Annotated in this window: 7 protein-coding genes; all 7 read left to right on the forward strand. The window is 30.5% G+C overall.

Translation table 4 applies throughout. The features are described from left to right. The first annotated feature begins 148 nt into the window (after positions 1–148). A complete protein-coding gene (locus KW512_RS03135; RefSeq protein ID WP_258841347.1) occupies positions 149–5,752 on the forward strand; it encodes a P97 family adhesin in 5,604 nt (1,867 codons plus the stop codon). Between the two features lie 749 nt (positions 5,753–6,501). Further along, a complete protein-coding gene (locus KW512_RS03140) occupies positions 6,502–7,122 on the forward strand; it encodes a hypothetical protein (protein ID WP_258841348.1) in 621 nt (206 codons plus the stop codon). Between the two features lie 1,053 nt (positions 7,123–8,175). Beyond that, complete coding sequence (locus KW512_RS03145; RefSeq protein WP_258841349.1) at positions 8,176–9,198, forward strand: DNA cytosine methyltransferase; 1,023 nt, start codon at positions 8,176–8,178, stop codon at positions 9,196–9,198. Between the two features lie 13 nt (positions 9,199–9,211). Next, the gene (locus KW512_RS03150; protein WP_258841350.1) at positions 9,212–10,168 is read left to right on the forward strand and encodes a HaeIII family restriction endonuclease; all 957 of its coding nucleotides are present in this window, start codon (positions 9,212–9,214) and stop codon (positions 10,166–10,168) included. An 833-nt stretch (positions 10,169–11,001) separates the two neighbouring features. Then, positions 11,002–11,949, forward strand: a complete 948-nt coding sequence (locus KW512_RS03155; RefSeq protein ID WP_258841351.1) for a hypothetical protein — start codon at positions 11,002–11,004, stop codon at positions 11,947–11,949. Continuing rightward, positions 11,931–16,028, forward strand: coding sequence for an Eco57I restriction-modification methylase domain-containing protein (locus tag KW512_RS03160; protein ID WP_258841352.1), 4,098 nt, complete (start codon positions 11,931–11,933; stop codon positions 16,026–16,028). Before KW512_RS03155 ends, KW512_RS03160 begins: the two co-directional genes overlap by 19 nt. 752 nt (positions 16,029–16,780) lie before the next feature. After that, a complete protein-coding gene (locus KW512_RS03165) occupies positions 16,781–18,769 on the forward strand; it encodes an Eco57I restriction-modification methylase domain-containing protein (RefSeq protein WP_258841353.1) in 1,989 nt (662 codons plus the stop codon). Positions 18,770–18,794 lie beyond the last annotated feature (25 nt).

Below are 18,794 nucleotides of genomic sequence, written 5' to 3' on the forward strand. Positions count from 1 at the left end.
AGAACAAAAAATCAATATTTAAAACTATCATAAACTTTAAATAATTAAAAAAATTTAAAATTAACTAAAAATAAATTTTAAATTTAGTATAATTCTTTTTGTTCAAAATAATAAAAATAATGAAAAAGGAAAAAACCTGGAGGGTTTTATGCAAAAGAATAAGGCAAAAATATTAATTGGTAGTGCCGCTGCAGTTGTAATAATGTCGAGTGTCTTTGGAACTGTTGCTGGCCTTGCTGCTAAAACTAAATATCGCGGAGTTAATCCTACCCAAGGTGTTGTTAGTCAACTTGGACTAATTGATTCAGTAAGCTTTAAGCCAACTGTGGCTCACTTTACAAGTGATTATAAAACTGTTAAACAAGCACTTTTAGGTGGCAAAACTTTTAATGCTCAAAGTACTGAGTTTAGCGATTTTGCAAGTAAATTCAACTTTTTAACTAACAATGGTCGTAGTGTTTTAGCAATTCCAAACAAATATAAAGTAGTTATTGAAAAATTTGAAGCCCAAGACGAACAACAACGTTTTTTCCTTTCATTTCACCTTGAAGAAACTCTTGAAGACAAAAATGTTGCCCGCTCTGCAACAAAATCAATTTTCCTTTCGGTAGTTGATGCCCCTAAGGCAGCTTTGGCTCAATTTAGTGATATTGTTGACTCAAATTTTGCTAATTTAGTTCCAAGTCCGCTTTCTCATTTTTCATCAACATCAGTTAGACCTTTAGGGCTAACTCGTGCTGATGATTTTGCAAAAACATTAAATCAACTTGACTCACTTGAGGATTTTGAGTCTCATTTAAGCAAATTTTTTGATATCCAGGCAATTAAGGCAAAAATTCGTCTTGAAGCCCAAGGCTTTGGCTTTGCCAAAGGTGACTTAGAAGATTCTTTTGTATTTAGTTTTGTTAAAAATCCCCAAAACCAAAATGAGTGAGCAACAAGTCTCAACCAAGAAGTTCCTTCTGTTCGTTTATATTTAAAAACCGAATTTACTAGTCAAGCAAAAGTAACACTGGCTAATTATAAAAATAAAGATGAGTCATTTTTAACTTCAATTGACTTAATTGGCAAAGATAAGTCTACTTGATTTGCTAATACCAAAGATCTAAGCGATCAACTCGATGTTAATTTACTTGATGCTTCTGATTATTATCTTGATCCAGATAAGCCTCAGACTGATCCATTAAAAGAACCTGATCCTTTACTTCCTTCATCACTTAGTTTGTTCCAACGCGATTCATTAAGAGAGTCTGGATCAGTTGGTAAATTTTCTTTGTTTCGTTATGATGCAATTAATTTTTATAAACAACTTCAAGAACTTGTAAGTAAGCCAGCAGCAATTAAAGATATAGTTGATGCAAGCCTAAGTCGCGGTCTAACATTTTCTTTTGGTAAATACGATTTACTTTTTGATAATTTACGCCAACATCTTGATTATGACTTTTTAGTTTCAAATGCTAAAATTCGTCAAAACTCAGTTTCAAAAAAATTATTTATTGAACTGCCAATCAAAATTAAACTTAAATCTTCAATTTTTGGCGACACAGGCCAAAACATCAAAACTGTTTTAGAAAAAACTGTAAGTTTTAAACTTGATAATTTCCGTGATCAAGATATCGAAGATGCCTTAGCTAGCCTTTATCCTGAACTTAGTCAGCAACTCAAAGAACTTAAAAAGGCTCAAAGCGGCCAACAAGCTCAGCAACTTGCTGATACTTCGCCAATTCAGTCTCAATGAGAAGGCAAAACCCTTGGGGCAACTAAAGAAAATCCTTATGATATCAGTCAAGGTGCACCTGAGTCTTATTTACTTTCAAAATTCGAAATTCAACAATTAATTAATCAAAAAGACTATAAAAAACTAATTGAACTCTTAAGTGCTACAAATAGTTATAATATTGACTTTAAATTAGGTTCAACTTTAGCAAACCAAAGTATTCAAGTTCCTAGTGAGACAGAAATTGCTAATTTAAATGTAACAATTGACTCAGCTCAGGCATTAAAAAATGCTGATATTTATTCAGTTTCAACTTCAGCATTTAAAAATCGTGCTTCTTTATTTGCTTATTTTCGTCATCTTTTATCATTAGAACCAAAAGAGGCAGTCAAAAAACTTGTTGATATAGGATCCCAAATTGGTCTTGAATTTGAAGGCTACCAAGACTTACCGCTAAATCCAACTCTGGCAGATTTAGCAAAAGTAAAAATTCGTACTCAATTTGATAACTACCAACACACCCAAGCTTTTGTTAACCAACAAGAAATTGACTCAAATCCAGGGGGTTCAGCTACGGACTCTGCAGTTAAACCAACAACATTTGGTCTCAAACTTCTTGATTTTAATGGTTATTTTACTAATGATATTACAAGCCCAAATCAAGGAATGGCTTTATTTTTACCAACAAGTCTAGATTTTAATCAAACTCAGTCAACTTCAGGTCAACCAAGTTCAGGTGCTACTTCAACCACTCCAGCCCCAGACTGAAAAACTGAAATTACTAATAAACTTGATAGTGATAAAAACCAATTAGCCCAATTACCTTTTGCAATTTGGGATAAAATTATTGGCCAAGAAAAAGCAACAGACAACAGTCAAAAACTAACATTCAAAATTCTTAAAAATTACCAAGAAGCAGTTAGAATTGCTAAACAACCAGCTTTTTGAAATACTCTTGAAAGTAATTCATCTCAAGTTCCTTTTAAAAATACTCAATTTAGTAAAATTACAACCCTAAGTGATTTAGTTTTTGCCTTTTATACCCAAGCAGCTTTAACTAATAATTGAAATGAATATCAAGACTCAGGAGCACGTCCTTCAATTAAATTTGAAATTCAAGATGATGCCCAAACTTCTAACAGTCAAGATTCAAACATAATTGGTCTAAGTATCAAATATGTTGTTGGCTTTGATGATAATGCTGGTAATTTTGTTGATGATGTAATTTCATCAACTCCGCAAACAATTTTTATTCGTACATCAGGACAATCTGAGGCACAAGTAAAACAAAGAAATAATTTAAACCAAATGATTGATGATGCTCCACTTTCAAGTCAATCATTAATTCTTGATGCTGAAAAATTTGGTCATTTACAAATTCTTGCTAATTCAATTTATGACAAGAAAAAACCAAAACCAGAAGTAGTACCTCCAAGAAAATCACAATTCCGTTGAATTGATGACAAAGTTCCTGTTGAGCCACGTCCAGAAGTTCAAAATACTCAGCCTAATCAAGATGAATTTTTTAAAGACAAACTAAAACCAGTTGCAGTACAGGTATCAAGCTTTGCCAGCCTCGAAGAGAGTCCTTATTTTGCTAGTCCATTTCAAGATGATTCCCAAAACAGTCAGAATTCAGACTCAACAAGTCAAAATGAAGACGAAGATTTACAAACACTAAAACAAAAATTGGAAATTCTTTTAGGTCAAGAATTTAGTTCTTATTTTAGTCAACTTGATCCAAATCTTACTTTTGAAATTGATTCGGTTAAAGAAATCTCACCACAAGTCTACAGTGTTAGTCTTTCATTAGTAAAAACTATTAATGATGGCAATAAAACAACCAAAGTTAAATCAGATAACAGTCTAACACTAATAGTACACAAACAACAAACTAATATTCCTGAACTGGCAAAATCTCCTGAGGTTTCAAATACTAGTTGGGCAAAACAATACAATCCTGATCAACCACTAGCAAATTCAACAACAATAACTCTTGAATTTAAAAACCCAATACCGGTTGATGCCAGTGGTCGGCCAACAAGCCAGTGGTTGTCTTCAGTGCCGGTGACAATTCATCCGGCCTTGATTAATATTACTCCCCGACTTGATGATCTAACTCCAGATTTATTTAATCAAATTCTTTCACGATTAAATATTACTGACCTCATCCAGGATCCCAAAACTGAAGTTTTAGAAGAAGCTTTAAAACCGCTCTTCGAACGCCAACAACAACAACAACAACAAGAACTAACGCCGCCAGAAGCCAAAGACACGATCGAAAAAGTTAAATCTAATCTCCGAAAATGAACCTCAGAGTTAATAGACCCAGTTGTTAATGCATTTCATCGAGCCACAACTAAAAAGTCTCACATTTTTTCCCTTGCCCATATTCCAAATCAAAATCATTCACCAATTAAATTATCACTAAATGCTTTAACAAATTCAAACCCAGAAGTTAAAGTTGGAAATCTCCAACTTGTTAACGGAAACACTCTTAGTTTTGATTTAGAGAGTTCAAATATTAAAAGGCTAATTAATGCGCCAATTGAAATAGCCTCACAACTTTCTGATGAGGATTTTGATCGTGAATCAAGCAATATTCATAACATTCAAAGTCAAGAGGATCCAGCTTTAGAAGCAAAACAAAATTCAACAATTACTTTTATTAAACCAAAATTTATTGTCGAGCGAACTGTTGGTACACCATGAAGTACTTCTGAAGTAGTTTTTGATTCTAAAACTAAAAAAAAATTACATGATCCAACAAATTTTGATACTTCTAGTAGTGGTGATTCGTCAGCTTTTGTCTCTGGTTGACGTTTGTTTACCCTAGATATTGAAAATAAAAAGTGACAAATCCCCTATCTCCAAGTCCAACCGCGTTTTGACCCGCTAGTTGATATGTTTCCTATACCTCAGGTTCAAAGTCTAACTAGTTTGTCATTTAAAGTTTTTGATCCTGATGGTTATTTATACCAAAAACTATATTCTAAATCAGGAACTGATGTTGATCTTTATTCTTATCGTCTTAATAAGACAAAAGAACAATCAACTCGTAAAGGTTGAACTAACCAACACCCAAATCAGTCAATTTTCTCTACTGATAATTTTGCCTTGCCTGATGATTATTTAAATATTATTTCCAATCAACCAACAAAAGTTACTTTTTATAATGCTTCAGACTTTATCACCGATTTATTTAATGATCCTGATCAAAAAGAAGAAGACATTAAAGATAAATACACTGATAATATTAAAGAAAAAGTTGGTGCTAATGCCGCTGATTGGGGAAGTGCTTATTTTAACCTTTGGTATCCAAGAGAAGTTATTCAAGAACAATCAAATATAATAACTGCTAATTTAACTGATTTATTATTTGTTGATCCTGATGAGTTAGAGAAAAACCGGAAAATGATAGCACCGAATTTTGTAAATTGATGACCTAATTTCCAAAATTCAGAAGTTGCCGAAATTCGTACAAAACATAATGAAGAAGCATGAGAACAAGTTAACCTTCTACCCCAAGGTTGAACCCAAATTCATGATGGGGGCTACCCATTAAAAGTGCAAAAAACCGCATTTAATCGCGATACGCGTACTTTTACTTTAACAACAATTTTACCAATTCCAACTCAGGACTACTATCAAGATGTAAAGCCAACCGATGATTGACGTTTTGTTTTCCAAAACGACAATAATCAAATTGCAATGCTTAAAGCTAATATGTTACAACCTGGGTCAACTAATCCCCACTACAAGGACAAAGGTTGAATTCAATTTGAAACAGTAATTCCTGATCATTTCTTTACATCAAATGTTAGATTTACTGGAATATTTAAACAAGAAGATAAAAAACTAAAATGACTACCAATTGTTGACACTGAATATGTAGTTGATGACCGTTATTTTGGTAATATTATCTCTGATCCTTTAGATCTAAAAAAAGCTCGTGGCCGTGGATTTACTAATAATGCTTTTGCTAACATTTTTAAAGAATTTAATATTCACCGTCCCGATAAACGAAAAAACTAATTAATTTTAAATAAATCAAACAAACCCCTATTGGTCTCAATAGGGGTTTTTCTTTTAATTTTAAAAATATTTTTACATTTTTGATTTAAGTCCTACAAATTAAGTTATAATAAAGTTCCTGCCAAGAATACAAGAATAAATTTTAACAATAGAGCTAAGGAATCTCAGTCCTGCAAATTAAATTTTTAGCCGTTTGTAAAAAAAAAAAAAAAATACTTGGTTTAAAAAAATTTTAGGCTATAATAAAACTCACGCTAAGAATAAAAGAATAAATTTTAAAGATTGAATTAGGAGGATTAATTATGTTTTTTGCCGTAATAAACCCAGATCACGCGAATTTCCCGTTATGTTTTTAGATATAATGGAATGCTTTAAATTTAACCGTTTAGAAATCTATAAATTTAAGGCTTTTAATTATTGTTCTTTCAAAATTTCACCCGAGTTTCCCAGGTTGGCGAAGCAGCCCTAAAAAAGTACCGAGTTTTCCATACTTTTTTAACTTTTTTGGCAAGAGTACCTACTTTATCACCGATTTATTTAATGATCCTGATCAAAAACCAGAAGACATTAAAGATAAATACACTGATAATATTAAAGAAAAAGTTGGAGCTAATGCTGCTAATTGGGGAAGTGCTTATTTTAACCTTTGGTATCCAAGACAAGTCATTCAAGAACAATCAAATATAATAACTGCTAATTTAACTGATTTATTATTCGTTGATCCTGATGAGTTAGAGAAAAACCGTAAAATGATAGCCCCGAATTTTGTAAATTGGTGACCTAATTTCCAAAATTCAGAAGTTGCCGAAATTCGTACAAAACATAATCAAAAAGCATGAGAACAAGTCAACCTTTTACCCCAAGGTTGAACCCAAATTCATGATGGTGGCTATCCATTAAAAGTGCAAAAAACCGCATTTAACCGCGACACACGTACTTTTACACTGACAACAATTTTGCCAATTCCAACTCAGGACTACTATCAAGATGTAAAAGCCAGTGATGACTGACGTTTTGTTTTCCAAAACGACAATAATCAAATTGCAATGCTCAAAGCTAATATGCTAACTAATGGGTCAAACAATCCCCACTATCAGGACAAAGGTTGAATTCAATTTGAAGCAGTAATTCCTGATCATTTTTTCTCAACAAATGTTAGATTTGTCGGAATATTCAAACAAGAAGATAAAAAACTAAAATGACTACCAATTGTTGACACTGAATATGTAGTTGATGACCGTTATTTTGGTAATATTGTCCATGATCCTTTAGATCTTAAAAAAGCCCGTGGCCGTGGATTTACTAATAATGCCTTTGCTAACATTTTTAAAGAATTTAACATTCACCGTCCGGATAAGAGAAAAAACTAATTAATTTTTAAACAAGTCAACAAAAACCCCCTATTGGTCTCAATAGGGGTTTTTCTTTTAATTTTAAAAATATTTTTAGATTTTTGATTTAATTACCACAAATTAAGTTATAATAAAACTCAACACTAAGAATAAAAAAATAAATTTTAACCATTGGAACCAGAGAATCTAAAGCTAGCAAATTAAATTTTTAACCCTTTGCAAAAAAAAAAAAAAAAATGCTTGGTTTAAAAAAATTTTATGCTACAATAAAACTCACACTAAGAATACAAGAATAAATTTTTGACTTGAATTAAGGAGGGCTAACTATGTTTTTAAGCACAATAAACTTAGATAATGGCAATTTTTGCACTGTGTTTTTAAGTATGGTGGAAACCTTAAATTGAATCGTTTCAAAAAAAAAAAAAAAAATGCTTGGTCTAAAAAAAATTTATGTTATAATTAGACTAACTAAGAAGAATTAATAAATTTTGGTATTGAATTAAGGGGGAATTGATTATGCTTTTGGCTAAAAAATCAGATATTGCGAATTATCCATTATATTTTTAAATATGATGGAATGCTTTAAATTTGACCGTTTAGAAATCTACAAATTTATGGCTTTTGATTATGGCTCTTTCAAAACTTCACATATTTTTTTAGGCTCAATTTAAATAAAAACGAGTTTTCTATTTAAATTGAGTTTAAATAGCAGTTGTATTTTTTTGGTTTTTGTTATTCCATCCATAAATTGATTTTTGCCAGTGTTTTAAACTAAAAAAGCAGTTTAGAAATTCCATAATTTTGCTTTTTAAGCTAAAATTTTAGCTTTTTTAGTTTGCTTTATTTGATTAATAAGTAGATTTTGCATTCATGAGTGTTAGATTTAAAATTTAGTGTTTTTGCCTTGATAGTTATTTTTTTGACTTTGCCAAAAAAGTTAAAAAAATCCCTAAAATAAACCAGGAAAAAAACCAACCTTAGTGTTAATTTTTTTTGTCCTGGTTTATGTATTGGAATGTGATATTTCAGAAATTGTAGAATGTGTTAATGAGTCTTCGGAGGAAATATAGTATGAATTTGATTAGTTTGTTTTCAGGAGCTGGAGGGTTAGACTTAGGCTTTGAAAAAGCTGGATTTAATGTAGTAGCTGCAAATGAATATGATAAAACCATTTGGGAAACATATGAAAAAAATCATGATACAATACTTATAAAAGGAGATATTTGTGATATTCCTTCAGATATGTTTCCTAAATGTGATGGTATTATAGGTGGACCGCCATGCCAATCATGGAGTGAGGCTGGTTCATTAAAAGGAATAGAAGATCCTCGTGGGCAATTGTTTTATCAATATATACGCATTTTAAAGGATAAACAACCAAAATTTTTCCTTGCCGAAAATGTTAAAGGAATGATGGCTAAAAGGCATAATGATGCTGTTGAGAATATAGTTTCTCAATTTGAAGAGGCTGGTTATGATGTCTTTATTCATTTGTTAAATGCAAGTGACTATGGTGTTCCACAAGATAGAAAAAGAGTTTTTTATGTAGGGTTTAGGAAAGATTTGAAAGTTAAATTTGAACCGCCAAAATCCTATGAAACTAAATTAACTTTTAAAGATACAATTTTCGATTTGAAAGACTCTGCAATACCGGCATTAGAAGGAAATAAAACTAATGGAGATAATTGCAAAGTTTTGAATCATGAGTATTTCATTGGTTCATACTCACCTATTTTTATGAGTAGAAATAGAGTGAGACAGTGGGGTGAACAGGCATTTACAGTTCAAGCTTCAGGAAGGCAATGTCAGTTACATCCGCAGGCACCAGTAATGCCTAAAGTAGAAAAAAATAAAAATATATTTGCACCAGGAAAAGAAACACTTTACAGGAGACTAACTGTGCGAGAATGTGCAAGAATTCAAGGGTTTCCGGACAATTTTAAATTTTACTATACGAACTTAAATGATGCCTATAAAATGATTGGCAATGCTGTGCCAGTAAATCTTGCATTTGAAATGGCTAAAGCAATTCTATCTGCTTTGGATGATTCAAGTGTAAATAGTAATCTATTAAAAACTGGAACAGATAATTAATTGCGGGTTAATCATGAGCAATAAAAGTAATAATCAAGGAAGAGCATATGAGTTCGCTTACCTGATTACATTATTTGAAGAAATATCTAAAATAAGACCAGCAAAGATAGAAGAAAATAGTAGTTACTTTGCTGCAGAAAGAGCATGGAATACTTTAACTGACTCTGAAAAAACAATATATAAAGTTAGTGCCTTGGCAGGAGTTAAGACTATATTTGATCTTGAACCTTTGATTTTAGATGATGGGGATGATGATCTTGAACTAAAAATTCAATCAGATGATAAAGGGAAAGAGGGTGATGTGAGAGATATCTTGATTATCAGACGAGGGATTGAATGGGAAATAGGCTTAAGTGTTAAGCATAATCATTTTGCAGTTAAGCATAGTAGGCTATCTAAGAACTTAGATTTTGGTAGAAAATGGTATGGGGTAGATTGTTCCGAACAATATTGGGAAGATATTAAGCCTATATTTGAATATCTTGATGTTGAGAAACAAAAGGGATCTAAGTGGAGTGATTTACCTAATAAAGAAGATGATGTATATATTCCATTGTTAAATGCTTTCAAAGGTGAATTGGAAAGACAAAATCATTTGTTTGGAAAAGACATACCAAAACTTATGGTGGAGTATTTACTTGGAGAATTTGATTTTTATAAAGTTATTGGAATTGATAGCAAACGAATAACTCAAATTCAAAGTTATAACTTAAGAGGCACTTTAAACAATCAAGGAAACAACCTTAAAAGAAGCATTGAATTACCAATATCAACACTTCCAACACGAATTGTAAGTTTAGAATATAAACCAGACAGTAAAAATACCTTGGAATTATATCTTGATGGTGGTTGGCAATTCAGCTTTAGAATTCACAATACATCTACAAAGGTCGAACCGAGCCTGAAGTTTGATATACAAATAATAGGTATGCCAACAACTATCATTTCGATAGATTGCAGATGGAAATAGTAATTGTCTGAATTTTTACTACTAATTTAATTTTTTAACTTTACACTAAGATTTACAGTTGTGGTTGAAATTGGCTTAAGAGTCAATGCGCCGGTGTTAGCTAAATTTAATTTTTTAGCTGTCGTTCGAAACTCTCGTAAATCTTTTTTTGCCCCTGAGGCAATTTCAGGAGCAAATGCAACAATTAAATCTTGACTAAGGGCGGGTTCTGTAACGTTGTTACAAAAATAAAGATAAAAAGATTGAATTTAACATTTAAGATCAGCGAATGATATTTAAAAATCGCACTGGTGTTTCTAGAGAGCCAAATATTTGAAATAATTATGATTTCTGCCTTGATATCTAATAAATTACTAATAAAATAGCTAATTAACTTTTGCCAAAAAAATCAAAAAAGCACTGAAAACCCGATGCTTTTTTATGATTATCTCATCAAACTGCCAAACTCGAAAAAAAATGCTTGGTCTAAAATAAAATTATGTTATAATTAGACTCACTAAGAATAATTAATAAATTTGATATTGAATTAAGGGGGAATTAGTTATGTTTTTTGTCATACAAAAGTAGAAAATGTGAATTATCCATTATATTTTTAAATATGATGGGATGCCTTAAATTTAACCGTTTAGAAATCTAGAAATTTATGGCTTTTAATTATTGTTCTTTCAAAACTTCATATATTTTTTTAGGCTCAATGTAAGTAAAAGCGAGTTTTCTATTTACATTGAGTTTAAATAGTAGTTGTATTTTTTTGTGATTTTAAACTAGGACAAAAAAAATAACAGTTTAATATTATTTTAACATCATAGCATAAAATAAAGGAAGATAAATAAATGGAATTTACAATAAATGTAGATGAAGGTAAATGGAGCGAAAAAGTTCTTAAAACCCTTCTGATTGATAGAACAACAAATAGAAATATAATTTGAGCGACTGATGATTATATTTCACTAGGGGAAAAATATAATTCACACTATGAAATTTTATTTGAATCTATAATCGGACAAAATTTAGGTGTGATTAAACCTAGGATATTAAAGACAAAAGAAAAACAAAATAATAGAACAAAGGGTAAAGCTGAAGTTTTTACACCTAGCTGGGTTTGTAATGCACAAAATAATCTTGTGGATAATGCTTGGTTTGAGAGCGAAAATATATTTAATAGAGAAATTGAAAAAAGTTGGGAAACTAATACAGAAAAAATCAAATTTCCAAATAAAAAAAATAAAACTTGGCAAAATTATGTTGACGAGAGAAGACTTGAGATTACTTGTGGAGAAGCCCCCTATTTAGTTAGTAGATATGATACAGTTACTGGAAAAGCATTTGAGTTAAAGGATAGAATAGGTATGCTAGATAGGAAAATGAGAATTGTAGGTGAAAATACCTCTAGTGAGGAAGAATGGCTTAAATGATCTGAAAGAGCATTCCAAAGTATATATGGATTTGAATTTCAAGGAGATAGCCTTCTTATCGCAAGAGAAAATCTACTTATTTCATATTGTGAGTATATGGAAGAAAATCTAAATAGACAACCAACCGAAAAAGAACTAATCAATATTGCAAAAATAATTTCGTGGAATATATGGCAGATGGATGGTCTGACTTTTAAAATTCCTTATGAAGAAGCTACGGAACAATTTCAGCAGTCAGAAATATTTGATGTACGAGAAAAAACAAAGAAAAGCTTATGTATTATTAAAGATTGGAGAACAAAAAAAATTCATACATTCCAAGATTTAGTAAACAAAGGTCGCAAAAAATGGAAAAAACAAAAATAGAAGCAATCGATGTGCTTGATAGAATTATAATAGGACGTGTAGATCCACATATATATGCTTTTACAACAAACACAGTGCCAAATTATTTAAAGGTTGGTGACACATATAGACCAGTATCACAAAGATTAAACGAGTGAAGAGCATTTTTCCCCGATCTTGAAAAACAATATGAAAATAAAACTATTATTGATGGAGAAACTTATTTTAGAGATTATGCTATTCATCAATACCTTGAAAATGATTTAAATAAGAAAAGACTAAAACCAGAAGAATTGGAAGATGGGGTTTATTACAGTAGAGAATTTTTTAAGGAAACAGAAATGGATGATATTAATAATGCTATTGAAGATATAAAAGAAAACTATCACGCAAATTCAAGTAAATATGAATATTATAGTTCGAAGAATAGGCTTCCACAGACTTTTCATTATCAAAGAGGAGAACAATGGACTTTAAGACCAAATCAACAATCAGCTGTAGATAGCTTTATTAGGGCTGTAAAGAATGGTAGAAGAAACCTGCTTATGTATGCCGTTATGCGTTTTGGAAAGTCTTTTACTTCTCTTTGCTGTGCATTAGAAATCTCTGCAAATATCGTTTTGGTGGTATCGGCAAAAGCTGATGTAAAAGATGAATGAAAAAAAAATGTTGAGGGAGCAGGCAACTTTTGGGAGTATGTGTTCCTAGATGCTTATGATCTAACTTCAAATGAAAATGCCATTAAGGCAAATAGGGAAGAAAATAAAAAAGTTGTAATATTTTTAACCTTGCAGGATTTACAGGGTGATGCAATTAAAGATAAGCATAAAGAACTTTTTAGTGAACAGATTGATTTGCTTATTATTGATGAAACTCATTTCGGAGCAAGAGCAGAATCTTTTGGAAAAATTTTAGAAAATGCAGGGTATAAAAAATCCGACAAGACCAATATTGATAAACTTGATGATGAGAATATTGATGTAAATGTAGCAGAGGAAAAACTAAAACAAATAAATGCCAAAATTAGACTGCACTTATCTGGAACACCTTATCGTATCTTGATGGGAAGCGAGTTTGAAAAAGAGGATATTATCTCTTTTGTGCAATTCTCAGATATAGTTAAAGAACAGGAAGAATGGGATAAAAATAATCTTAATAAGGATGATATAAACGAATGGGATAATCCATATTATGGTTTTCCACAAATGGTTCGATTTGCATTTAATCCTAACAAGTCTTCCCGTGAAAAAATGGAAGCTCTTAAAAGAAGTGGAATTACATTTGCTTTTTCCAAATTATTTGAACCCGAGTCAATAAAAAAAGATACAGTAAATAATCGACATAAGAAATTCATAAACGAGACTGAAATATTAGATTTGCTTCAGGTTATAGATGGCAGTAAAGAGGATGAGAATTTACTTGGTTTTTTAGATTATGACAAAATCAAAAAAGGTAAGATGTGCCGTCACATGGTAATGGTGCTTCCGTATTGTGCCTCTTGTGATGCTATGGAAGAGCTTTTAGATACTAAAAAAGAGATCTTTAAAAATCTTGGTGAGTATGAGATTATAAATATCTCTGGTGTTGATGCAGGAAAGATATATAAAAAACCAAGTGATATAAAGAATAAAATAAAGCAATGTGAAGATTTAAATAAAAAGACGATAACTCTAACAGTTAACAGAATGCTTACTGGTTCTACTGTTGAGCAATGGGATACAATGCTTTATTTTAAAGATACATCTTCTCCGCAAGAATATGATCAGGCTATTTTTAGACTACAAAATCAATATGTTAGAACATTGTCTAGTGCTAGTGGTGTCATAAAAGAAAATCTAAAACCACAAACACTACTTGTTGATTTTGATCCAGATAGATTGTTTAGAATGCAGGAACAAAAGTCCTTGATTTATAACGTAAACACAGAAGAAAATGGAAATAGCAAATTAAAAGAAAGAATTGCCGAAGAGCTTAGAATATCTCCAGTTATTATGATGAATCATAATAAAATAAAAGTGGTGGATGCGACTAATATATTAGAGGCAATCAGTGAATATAACAATCAAAGAAGTGTATCAGATGAAGTTTTGGATATACCAATAGATTTTTCAATTTTAAAAGATGATGATATTAGAAAAGCGATTGAACAGCAAGCTGAATTTAATTCTAAGCAAGGTCTAACAATGGATCCAAACCAAGGTCAAGGCGATGAACTTGATATTGGCAAAGCTGTTGATGAGGCCAAAAAATCTGAACAAAAACAAGATAAACCAGAGAATAATGATTATACCGAAGAAAAAAGCGATAAAGAACTAGAGAAATTAGAAGGTCAGATTAAAACATATTACCAGAGGATTTTGTTCTTTTCTTTTTTGACTAAGGACAGAGTAGCTTCACTTGATGATATTTTAAGCGCGCTTGAAAGAGATGAAAATATTAGCTTATCTAAAAATTTGCTTTTGGATAAAGCTATTATTCAAAAGATAAGCAAGTCAATGGATCCCTTTAAGCGAAGCAGACTTGATTATAAAATACAAAATATATCAATGCTTGCTTGTGATGAATCTATTGAGCCTATTGAAAGAGCACTGACATCTATCAAAAAATTTAACAGAATGTCTGAATCAGAGGTTATTACACCATCTAAGGTGTGTGATGAAATGGTTGGTTTATTACCCGAAGAGGGTTTGAAAGAGATTGTATCTAATCAAGATAAGCTTTTAGATATTGCAAGCAAATCTGGAGAATACGCAGTTGCTTTATATAAGAGATTGACATCTGAACTTGGGTATTTGCATGAAGATGTTAAGGATATTATTTACTCTATTCCGACATCATCTATTGCATATGAATTCACAAGAAGATTTTATGAAATTTTGGAGTTAAATGTTGAAAATATAGCAACAAAGTTTAATGCCTATGATTTGGTTAAGGTAAAAAATGATAAAGATGAAGTTGAATATGATAAAATAAGTGGGATATTAAAGCAAAATAAAAAATTTAGTGATATAACATTACAAGATGAAGTAAAGGCAGGTGATAAAAAAGTGAATTTTGGAGTAGTAATAGGTAATCCTCCATATCAAATAAGCGATAATGATAGCGGAAAAGGCAGCGCAATGCCAATATATAATAAATTATCAATGATTTCTATGAGCGTAAATCCAAACCTTATTACAATGATTGTTCCAAGTGTTTGGTTTACTGGTGGAAAGGGTTTAGATGATTTTAGAGAATATATGCTAAATCTAAAGGGACTAAAACAAATAACAAATTTTATTACACCGCAAAATGTTTTTCCTCAAGTAAATTTAAGAGGAGGAGTTAACTATTTCCTTTTTGACAAAATGTACGATAATGACTATTCAGGAATTCGAATCAGAATTGTTAAAAACGGAGAAATAGTTAGTGACCAAATCCGGAATAAAAAAATTGAAAATATTGATGTTTTTATTACTAATAATGTTGCATATAACATAATAAATAAAATGGTAAAAAATGGTGATATTTCTTTGAAGGATAATTCTGAAGATATGTTAGCTACATTTATTTCAACAAGAAATCCATTTGGATTTACAACAAAATATGCAAAAAATGATCAGTTTCAAAAGGATAAAAGTACTTTAGAAAATCCTGTGAAAATATACGCAAGTAAAGGACGAATCGGATATGTTGAATATGATGATATCCCTAAAAATAAAGCCATAGTTGAGAAGTGGAAAGTTATAACTCCTTTTGCAAATAATATAGGTACGAATTTGCCAGATGATAATTTAAATACAATTATTAGTGAACCAAATTCAATAGTCACAGAAACATATTTAGTTATCGGTGGCGAATTAGACCTTGACATTAATTCTTGTAAAAATATTGAAAAATATTTAAAAACTAAATTTGTAAGATTTTTGATCAGCATAGCTAAAGCTAATCAAAACGGAACAAGAATCACATATAGATTTGTACCAATGCAAGATTTTACAGAAAAATCAGATATAGATTGGACAAAATCTATTGTAGAAATCGATGAACAACTTTTTGATAAATATAACTTGTCAACAGAAGAAAGGCAGCATATAAAAAAATCAATTAAGAATATGTAAGAGGAGAAATTGAATGTTGAACAGAGATAATGATATATTGAAATCATTATGCTTGATTGAAGTTCAAGCACAACACAAATTAAGGTAAAAATTAATTGTGTGGGCTGAACCGGAAAAAAAAGCTAACACTAAGGTGTTGGCTTTTTTGTCCGAGTTTATTTTTTAATTTTCTTTATTTTTTAGAGCAAAAATCTAAAAAATTAGTTAGATTAGCCTAAATTTTTAACTCCTGAGTTTGGCAGTTTGATGGCAAAAATTCACTTTTTAGTCAATATAAATATGCAAAAATATCGGCAAATCCATGTTTATTCACATAAAATCTTAATTTTTATTATTTTAAAATTAACCTTCTGCAAAAAAAGAAAAAAATGCTTGGTTTAAAAAAATTTTAGGTTATAATTAATTTCACTTAAGAATAAATTAATAAATTTTAATATTGAATTAAGGGGGAATCAGTTATGTTTTTTGTTTAAAAAAATCAGATAGTGCAAATTTTCCATTATATTTTTAAATATGATGGGAATGCCTTAAATTTAACCGTTTAGAAATCTATAAATTTAAGGCTTTTTTTATTGTTCTTTCAAAACTTCATATATTTTTTTAGGCTCAATGTAAATAAAAATGAGTTTTCTTTTTGCATTGAGTTTAAATAGTAGTTATATTTTTTTATGATTTTTGCTGTTTTGTCCATAAATTGATTTTTGTCATTGTTTTAAAATAGGTAATTAACTTTTGCCAAAAAAGTTAAAAAAGTGCCCAAAACTAAACCAGGACAAAAAGCCAACACCTTAGTGTTAATTTTTTGTCCTGGTTTTGAACAGCAAGCTGAATTTAATTCTAAGCAAGGACTAACAATAGATCCAAACCAAGGTCAAGGTGATGAACTTGATATCGATGAAGCTCTTGAGGAAGACAAAAAATCTGAACAAAAACAAGATAAACCAGAGAATAATGATTCTATCGAAGAAAAAAGCGATAAAGAACTAGAGAAATTAGAAGGTCAGATTAAAACATATTACCAGAGGATTTTGTTCTTTTCTTTTTTGACTAAGGATAAAGTAGCTTCACTTGATGATATTTTAAGCGTGATTGAAAGAGATGAAAATATTAGCTTATCTAAAAATTTGTTTTTGGATAAAGCTATCATTCAAAAGATAAGCAAGTCAATGGATCCGTTTAAGCGAAGCAGACTTGATTATAAAATACAAAATATATCAATGCTTGCTTGTGATGAATCTATTGAGCCTATTGAAAGAGCAATGACATCTATCAAAAAATTTAATAGAATGTCTGAATCAGAGGTTATTACACCATCTAAGGTGTGTGATGAAATGGTTGGTTTATTACCTGAAGAGGGTCTAAAAGAGATTGTATCTAATCAAGATAAGCTTTTAGATATTGCAAGTAAATCTGGAGAATACGCAGTTGCTTTATATAAGAGATTGACATCTGAACTTGGGTATTCACATGAAAATGTTAAGGATATTATTTACTCTATTCCGACATCATCTATTGCATATGCATTTACAAGAAGATTTTATGAAATTTTGGACTTAAATGTTGAAAATATAGCAGCGATGTTTAATGCCTATGATTTGATTAAGGTAAAAAATGATAAAGATGAAGTTGATTATGAGAAAATAAGTGGGATATTAAAGCAAAATAAAAAATTTAGCAACATAACATTACAAGATGAAGTAAAGGCAGGTGATAAAAAAGTGAATTTTGGAGCAATAATAGGAAATCCCCCATATCAAAAAATTATAAGTAAAGAAAAATCAAATTCTTCTTTGTCAAAGCAACTTTTTCCTTATTATACTATCTTATCTATGAAAATATCTTCCAATCTGTCGTCATTGATAATACCAGCAAGATGGTTTACAGGGGATGCACAAGATAAATCTTTTCTAAAATTAAGAGAATTTTTAAAAGATGAGAATACATTGTCAGATTTATATTACTATGAAGATACAAATAGTATTTTTCATCATGTAGAAATTAAGGGAGGGATTTGCCACTTCTTGTCTTCCTCAAATCATATTGGAGATATTAATTTTGTAAAGGTTTTAGAAGGGGAAAAAATCTCAACGAAGCGAAATTTATTCTTAAAAGGTTTAGATATAGTGCTAACTGATGAAATACAATTCAGTGTCTTGAATAAGGTTAGGGATGAAGAATTTTCTTCATTGACAGAAATTACCACAGGGCGAAATGCTTTTGGGATAACAGGAAAAGAAAGTATTGTAAAGACAGTTTCATCGGTAGATATTTTTGAAAATGCTTGCGAACTTAGATGTAAACATAATTTGGTTCGCTACATAACCGAAGATAAAGTTACTAAAAACATAGATATTTTTAACTCTTATAAAGTCTTTATATCAAAATCTGCTGGAGCTCCAAATACAGATAAAAAAGTAATTGGAGAGCCGTATATTGGCGGATTAAAGAGTGCTTGCACAGATTCTTTAATCCCAATAGGGAAATTTGATAATTTGTTTGAAGCCGAAAGTTTACAAAAATATTTAAAAACCAAATTTTCTAGATATATGATTTCATTAGTAAAATCTTCGCAAAATACAACTCAGATAGTTTATAGATTTGTTCCTATGCAAGATTTTACAGAAAAATCAGATATAGATTGGACAAAATCTATTGTAGAAATCGATGAACAACTTTTTGATAAATATAACTTGTCAACAGAAGAAAGGCAGCATATAAAAAAATCAATTAAGAATATGTAAGAGGAGAAATTGAATGTTGAACAGA

Origin of the sequence: Mesomycoplasma ovipneumoniae (assembly GCF_024758565.1) — a bacterium.
Taxonomy (GTDB): Bacteria; Bacillota_I; Bacilli_A; order Mycoplasmatales; family Metamycoplasmataceae; genus Mesomycoplasma; species Mesomycoplasma ovipneumoniae_B.